The organism is Marinimicrobium sp. UBA4509, assembly GCF_002388575.1.
Taxonomy (GTDB): domain Bacteria; phylum Pseudomonadota; class Gammaproteobacteria; order Pseudomonadales; family Cellvibrionaceae; genus Marinimicrobium; species Marinimicrobium koreense.
Genome location: NZ_DGMV01000082.1, coordinates 28,252 through 35,928, shown reverse-complemented (window position 1 = coordinate 35,928; position 7,677 = coordinate 28,252). Strand labels below are relative to the sequence as shown.

At 60.2% G+C, this 7,677-nt stretch carries 3 protein-coding genes; 1 reads left to right on the top strand and 2 read right to left on the bottom strand.

Annotation, left to right across the window (positions count from 1 at the left end):
* The coding region (gene ettA, locus B3520_RS15105) for an energy-dependent translational throttle protein EttA (protein ID WP_286876384.1) at positions 1–1,517 on the bottom strand (1,517 nt) is incomplete at its 3' end.
* 277 nt (positions 1,518–1,794) lie between these two features.
* The gene (locus B3520_RS15100) at positions 1,795–3,519 is read right to left on the bottom strand and encodes a glycoside hydrolase family 43 protein (RefSeq protein WP_286804468.1); all 1,725 of its coding nucleotides are present in this window, start codon (positions 3,517–3,519) and stop codon (positions 1,795–1,797) included.
* A gap of 364 nt (positions 3,520–3,883) precedes the next feature.
* On the opposite strand from B3520_RS15100, the gene B3520_RS15095 reads away from it, so the two are divergent.
* A complete protein-coding gene (locus tag B3520_RS15095) occupies positions 3,884–7,450 on the top strand; it encodes a TonB-dependent receptor (protein ID WP_286876383.1) in 3,567 nt (1,188 codons plus the stop codon).
* Positions 7,451–7,677: the final 227 nt, after the last annotated feature.

Below are 7,677 nucleotides of genomic sequence, written 5' to 3'. Positions count from 1 at the left end.
CGGTCCAGGAACCAGCGGTCGTGCGAGATCACCATCACACAACCGGGGAACGCCAGAATGGCCTCCTCCAACGCGCGCAGGGTTTCAATGTCCAGATCGTTGGAGGGTTCGTCCAACAGCAACACGTTGGCGCCCTGCTTGAGGGTGTTGGCCAGGTGCAGACGGCCGCGCTCACCACCGGAGAGTTCGCCCACACGTTTCTGCTGGTCCGAACCCTTGAAGTTGAAGCGGCCCACATAGGAGCGCGAGTTCACTTCGTAGTTGCCGATGCGCAGAATGTCCTGGCCACCGGAGATGGCTTCCCAGACGGTCTGGTCATCCTTCAGGTTCTCCCGGCTCTGTTCAACGTAGGCCACCTGCACAGTCTCGCCCAGCTCGATCTTGCCGCTGTCGGGCTGCTCGGTACCGGCGATCATCCGGAACAGGGTGGACTTACCGGCACCGTTACCACCGACAATACCGACCACGGCACCTTTGGGAACGCTCATGGTCAGGTTGTCGATCAGCAGGCGGTCGCCGTAGCCCTTGGAGACATTTTCCAGTTCGATCACTTTGTCCCCCAGGCGCTCGCCCGGCGGAATGTAGATTTCGTTGGTCTCGTTGCGGGCCTGGAATTCCTGGCTCTGCAGCTCATCGAAGCGGGACAGGCGGGCTTTGTTCTTGGCCTGACGGCCCTTGGGGTTCTGACGTACCCATTCCAATTCCGCCTTCACGGCCTTCTGATGCGCGGCTTCAGACTTGGCTTCCTGCTCCAGGCGCTTCTCTTTGGCCTCCAGCCAGTCACTGTAGTTGCCCTCATAGGGAATGCCGTGGCCGCGGTCCAGCTCCAGAATCCAGCCGGCGGCATTGTCCAGGAAGTAGCGGTCGTGGGTGATGGCCACCACGGTACCGGGGAACTGCTGCAGGAACTGCTCCAGCCAGTAGACACTCTCGGCGTCCAGGTGGTTGGTGGGCTCGTCCAGCAGCAGCATGTCCGGGCGGGACAGCAGCAGGCGGCACAGGGCCACCCGGCGGCGTTCACCCCCGGAGAGTTTGGTTACATCTGCATCCCAGGGCGGCAGGCGCAGGGCGTCGGCGGCCACTTCCAGCTTGTGGTCCAGGTTGTGGGCATCCCAGGCGGAGATGATGTCTTCCAGCTCGCCCTGACGCTTGGCCAACGCATCGAAATCCGCGTCCGGCTCGGCGTAGGCGGCGTAAATCTGGTCCAGCTCAGCCAAGGCGTCCACCGCCTCGCGCACGCCGTCTTCCACATTGCCGCGTACGTTTTTTTCCGGGTCCAGTTGAGGCTCCTGGGGCAGGTAGCCCACGGAGATACCCGGCATGGGCCGCGCCTCACCGTTATAGTCCTTGTCCACCCCGGCCATGATCCGCAACAGGGTGGATTTACCGGCGCCGTTCAGGCCCAGAACACCGATTTTCGCGCCAGGGAAGAAGGACAGGGAGATGTCTTTCAGGATCTCTTTCTTGGGCGGCACCACCTTGCCAACCCGATTCATGCTATAGACGTACTGCGCCATGGGGGCTACAACCTCATTGAGACGGGGAATTCGCTGGTTACTATAAAGAAACGCGCAAGGTACCGAAAGCGCGGGAAGAGTGCAATCAGCAAGAAGAGGGGGGAGGGGACTGTCGGATTACGGCCTTCGGCCTAATCCGACCTACTCAGACTATGGAATATCAAGCCATCCAGTAGGTCGGATTAGGCCAAAGGCCGTAATCCGACAAGGTAGGTTCGGTAACCCGAGTAAGTCGGATTAGCGCGCAGCGCGTAATCCGACAAGGTACTCACACAGATTACTGACGGGTGCAGTAGGGCCCGATCAGGGTACCCACAAAACCACCGGCCACATTGGTGCTGAGGTTGGTGGCATCCACCCCTTCGGCCAGGGTGTGACGCTCGCCATTCACCTCGTAATGGGCACTCATCTGTCCGGCATCAAAGGCCATCGACAGAACCACATTCTCGGTGCTGGGCAGTGGGGCCGCATTCACCAGGGTGTCTTCGGTCGAACCCTGCCGGCGGTACAGCGCCACCTGGTCTTCGCCGTTGTCCTGGGTGATGGCCAGGAAGATCAGATTCTCATCGTTCTGCACCGCCGCCAAGCCGGCCCGGTCCTGATCCGCCTGGGGATCAAAGGTCACCGTGGTGGACAGGTCGGCAATGTGGTGTTGCTGGCGCCGACCCAGGAAGGCGGGTACCGAGTTCAGGTCGCCCAGGCCATTCTGACAGTTCAGGCTGAGCGTGCCGTTGTTCACTTCATAGAAAAGACCGCTGTCCGGGTCGCGAACGCCCATCCAGCCCAGCGCCAACTGGTCGCCATCGAACTCATCGGTATAGCCAAAGTCACCCGACTGGCGCGGATTCGGTGTGGGCTGTTCGGGCAGTTCCGGCTTCTCCAGCGCAAACGGAATGCGCTCGCCCCGGGGCAGAATGTAGGGCCAATCGTTTTCCCAGCGTACCGGCAGCAGGAAGGTCTCCCGGCCAATGTTGAACATGTCATTGTCGTAGGAGCGGATCGCCAGGAAGGTGGCCCACCAGTCGCCATTGGGAATCTGTACGAATTTGGCGTGGCCGGCGGCGATGATCGGGTTGTCCCGCTCAAAGTCCAGGTCGCGCTGGGTCAGGATCGGGTTGTGCTCGGCGGGGGTGTAGGGGCCCCAGACGTCGTCGGACCGGAAAATGGTCTGGGAGTGGTGCACGCTGGTGCCGCCCTCCGCCGCGGTAATGTAGTAGTAGCCGTTGCGCTGGATGATGTGCGGCCCTTCGATCCAAACCGGCTGGGTGGAGATGTCGACCCCGCCGTTGATCAGCTGCTTGCGCTCACCGACCATGGTCAGGTTCTGCCAGTCAAACTCCTGAATCCAGATGGCGCGGTGGCCGTCGTAGCGGGGTTCCTCATTGGGGGCGCCGTTGTTCAGGATGTAGGCCTTGCCGCTGTCGTCCCAGTGGATGGAGGGGTCGATGCCCTCAAAGCCCAGCCAGTGCGGGTCCGACCAGGGGCCGGTCGGGCTGTCGGCGGTCATCACAAAGTTGCCGCCGCAATCCACACAGGTGGAGGCCAGGTAGTAGGTGCCTTCATGGAAGGAGATGTCCGGTGCGAAAATCCCCCGGGACACTTCCAGACCCTTGTAATCAAACTGGTCGGGCCGGTCGATCGCGTTGCCGATCTGGGTCCAGTTGACCAGGTCCTTGGAGTGGTAGATCGGCAGCCCCGGAAAGTGGGTGAACGACGAGGTGACGACATAATAGTCGTCGCCTACCCGCGCCACGGTGGGGTCGGGGGCATAGCCGGAAATGATCGGGTTGCGGAACTCGCCTTCACCCACCTCGACCTGCTCCTGGGACTGGCCCTCGTAGGTAAACCGGCTGAACTGGGCGGCTGTGGCCGACGCCGTGCTCTCGGATGCGCTGGCCTCCGGGGAGGATAATGCCGCGTCCGGATTGCCGTCACTGGTGGAGTCGCAGCCGACCAGGAGGGCAAACACACTCAACAGTGAGCCTTTTATCAGTTTATTCATACTATAAGTCCTCGTTATCCTGATGAAGAGTCGGATTTCAGTGGGCTGTTCTGACTCCCGATCCCGCGCGTAATCTAGCGTTTTGACCTAAAAAATATGACAGAAATGCTAATAATTTCTGCAAAGTGCAAGTATTTCAGCCACTTGCGGCTGTGAAGGTTATCCATCTGACAATAATATAATAATCACATATGGTACGAATAACTATAACGCCTTTTGTCGCCTCACTCAATTCCTTCCCTTTCGGGGGCTCAGGGTGGCTGGCGGAATTTTCTACCGTATGCGCGGTGGCCTGAGGGCCAGACGATAACCATAAAACGCAAGGTAGGTACTAGCGATGGAAGTTCCCTTTGAAAGACGACCCTTGTTCAGACTGTTTGGTGCGAGTGTGCTGGCGTTGAGCCTTTCGGCCGTCGCACACCCGGGCTATGCGCAGGAATCAGACGAAGAGACCGACGAGACCTCCGGGGCGGACCCCGAGCCGTCCCTGGCGGAGTCCGCGCCGGCCCAGCCCTCCATGGAGGAGCTGGTAGTGGTAGGTGCGCGGCTTTCACTGGAGACCGCACGGGACATCAAACGTGAGTCAACCAATATTGTCGACTCGGTGACGGCGGTCGACGTCGGCGCCCTGCCGGACAAGTCGGTGGCCGAGGCCCTGCAGCGGCTGCCCGGCATCACCGTGTCCCGCTTCGCCGCCAACAACGACACCCAGCACTTCTCTGCTGAACCCTCCGGCGTGGTGATCCGCGGCCTGGACCATGTGCGCTCGGAATTCAACGGCCGGGATACCTTCTCCGCCGACAGTTCCCGGGGGCTGAGCTGGGAAGACGTATCGCCGGAGCTGATGAGCCGGGTGGATGTGTATAAAAACCAGAGCGCCAACCTGATCGAAGGCGGGATCGCCGGGGTGGTGGATCTGCACACCCGTGTGCCCTTCGACTTTGATGGCGAAATGCTGGTCGGCTCCGCCGAGGTAAACTACAGCGAGGTGGCTGATTCCTTCGACCCCAATGTCTCTGGCCTGTACAGCAACCGGTGGGAAACGGCGCTGGGTGACTTCGGCCTGCTGGGGCAGATTGCCACCTCCCGTCTGGATACCCGCAGCGAGGGCATCTATCTCGGACGTATGGGCATTCACGAACCGGGCTATTTCGAGGAAACCCTGCCCGACGGCACCGTCCGTCCCACTCAGGAAGAGACCTATGTGCCCACCTTTATCACCGCCCGGGACAACCTGTACCAGCGGGAGCGCACCGGTGGTGCTTTTGCCGCCCAGTGGCAGAGTCCCGATGAAGAAATCGTGACCACCTTCCAGTTCAATCGCTCGGAGTACGAGCAGCTGAACACCGAGTACAGTGCACTGAACTTCCTGTTTGCCCTGTGGGGGCAACCGGCGGACCACGTCATTCCCGCGGACTGGCCCGACGGTACCTACCCCATGCCCGGGGAGACTTTCATGTTTCGAGAGGACCGCAGCTTTCTCGCCGGTGAGCCCACCGCCGGACCGGGCTGGTGGGGCGGCAGTGAAGAGGAGGCGGCCGCCTTCGGGGTGAACGAAGAGGGTATCCCCCTGATGAATCCCACCGGCTGTGGCTGGGGCACGTCTCAGGAGTATCTCGAGGAATACTGCGAAGAGCCCTATGACCAGCGGGCCGTCGGTATGGAAACCAACTCCCGGCAAATTCACAGCGAAAGCATGACCCAGGATGCGTCCATCAATATCAAGTGGGCACCCACTCACCAATTCCGCGCCAACTTCGACCTGCAATATGTCGATGCCACGCGGGACAGCTATGGTACCGCTGGCGCATTGCAGAGCTATACCGGCATGTACGCCGATTTCCGCGGGGAGCTTCCCTTTGTCGAATACCGGGATCCGCTCAACGTCAACTTCTCGGAGGGTGGGCTACAGAATCCCAACTCCTGGAATTACGCCTGGGTTCAGGACCACAAGAGTGCCAGTGAAGGGGAGTCTCTGGCGTTCAAAGCCGACGGTGAGTACGACCTGAACGGCACCGACTGGGTGGAGTCGATCGCCTTCGGTGCGCGCACGGTCAACCGGGAGCAACTGGTGCGCGAAGCGTGGAACTTCCGTGGCATCACCAGTCGCTGGGAAAGTGCGGCCTATTTCAACGCCGACAAAACCGACCCCATCGATTCGGTCACCTATGCCGGGCAGGAAACCTTCTTTGGCGGCTACCCTGACCCCGAGGAATCATTGACCTATCGGGCCTTCCCCACGGATTACATGGGTGGCGGCGTGATGGACTCCACCGAGTTCCTCTATATCGACCCGGAGGTCCTGGGTGATCCGGCCCGGGTGAATGAGTACTTTGATCGCCGCAACCTGGGAATCGGTCAGTTCTATCCAATCTGCTCCGCCGAAGGGCCCACCCGGGGTCAGGAAGTTCTGGATGCCAATGGCGACTCCACCTGCTTTACGCCCGGCGAGACGCTCACGGTGGAAGAAGAAGTGCATGCCGCTTACTTCATGGTCAACTACGGAGGGCCGGCGGCCACGCTGTTCAATACCGATGTCGGTGTGTCGGGCAACGTGGGTGTACGCTACGTGGAAACCAACACCCGCAGCGAAGGCAGTGTGAATTACGGCTCCTTCACTGACAGTCAGTTGGAGTGTTACGAATTGACCGAGGGCAATCAGGATAACCCCGACGCGCCCAACACGGCGCCGCCGTCGACGCCTTACTCAAGCGGCTGTTACCTGATCGGTGCCGAGGCGCACAACGAACAGGTGCCGGATATGCCCGACACGGTGGATGATGGCAACGGCAACATCATTGACAACCCGGCCAAGGTGTACCTGCCCGAGCACATTGAAGGGTCCCGTGAGGACCTGGCGTTTCACGACGGCACCATTGCGCCCGTAGTCGGTGACAAAACCCATTACCACCTGTTGCCCAGTGCGAACCTGAAGCTGGATGTGACAGACAATGTGATTGTCCGTTTTGCCTACTCCAAAGCCATGGCGAGACCAGACTTCAGCATGTTCCGCTATGCGGCCAACATCAACGAGCCGGGTATTGATGTGGGTTACTCCGCCCAGTGCAAAACCTACAATCAGGAAACCGACTCGGTGGAATCGGTGCCCAACTGTACGCCCAGCCCGGAACTCAGTTATGACGATCAGGGTCGTCTGACCGGCGCTCGACCCCGTTACTCGGTCAATACCGGTAACCCGTACCTGGAGCCGATCACGGCGGATAACTACGATGCGACCTTCGAGTATTACTTCGACGGCGCCGGCATGTTTACCGTCAACCTGTTCCAGAAGGACTTTGACAACTACATCACCTACGGCACCACCGTGGTACCGGTGACCAACAATGGTGTCACCCGGGATATGTATATCAACGGTCCGGTCAACGGCGAGGGCGCCAGTGTCTGGGGCTACGAGGCGAACGTCCAGCGCTTCCTGGACTTCCTGCCCTCGCCCTGGGACGGTATCGGGTTTCAGGCCAACTACACGAAAATCTACAACCAGGGCATTGAAAACACCAACTACGATGGTGCCGGCGGCGCGGTGGATGCCGATGCCGAACGCTACGTGAAAACCGATGCACTGCAGGGCATGTCCGAGGACGCCTACAACCTGGTGCTGATGTACGAAAAAGGCGACTTCGCCTTCCGCACCGCGTACAACTGGCGCTCGGAGTATCTGGTGACCGCGAACGATTGCTGCAACCTGCCGGTGTGGCAGAGCGATCAGGGTTTCCTGGATGCCTCCATTCGCTACCGTCTGACCGATGGGCTGGAAGTGAGCCTGCAGGCCAGCAACATCCTCGATACCACCACCAACCTGCTGCAACAGGTGCGCGGTTCCGATCACGAAGACTACCCGAACCACAAGGTACCCACCGCCTGGTTCAAGAGTGATCGTCGCCTCTCTCTGGGGTTGCGCATGCGGTATTGATGGGTTCGTAACTCTCCCCTGCGAGGAGCCTTGCCCCGGACGCGGTGATTGACCCCGCCCCGGGGCCTTTTTGTTATAGTCGACGTAACCAACAAGAGGTCAATAACGTGAATTGGATAAAACCCTTGGGCATGGCCGCCTTGATGCTGTTGTCCGGCTGCAGTGGGCAGCCCGGTACGTTCGGTCAGTCAGAGCGCGGCGCGGAGCAGGGGGCGCACGATGCAAGT

What these genes read in the sequence shown, in the direction of transcription:
- B3520_RS15100 (WP_286804468.1), bottom strand. Translation starts at nt 3,519, where the DNA reads ATGAATAAACTGATAAAAGGCTCACTGTTGAGTGTGTTTGCCCTCCTG.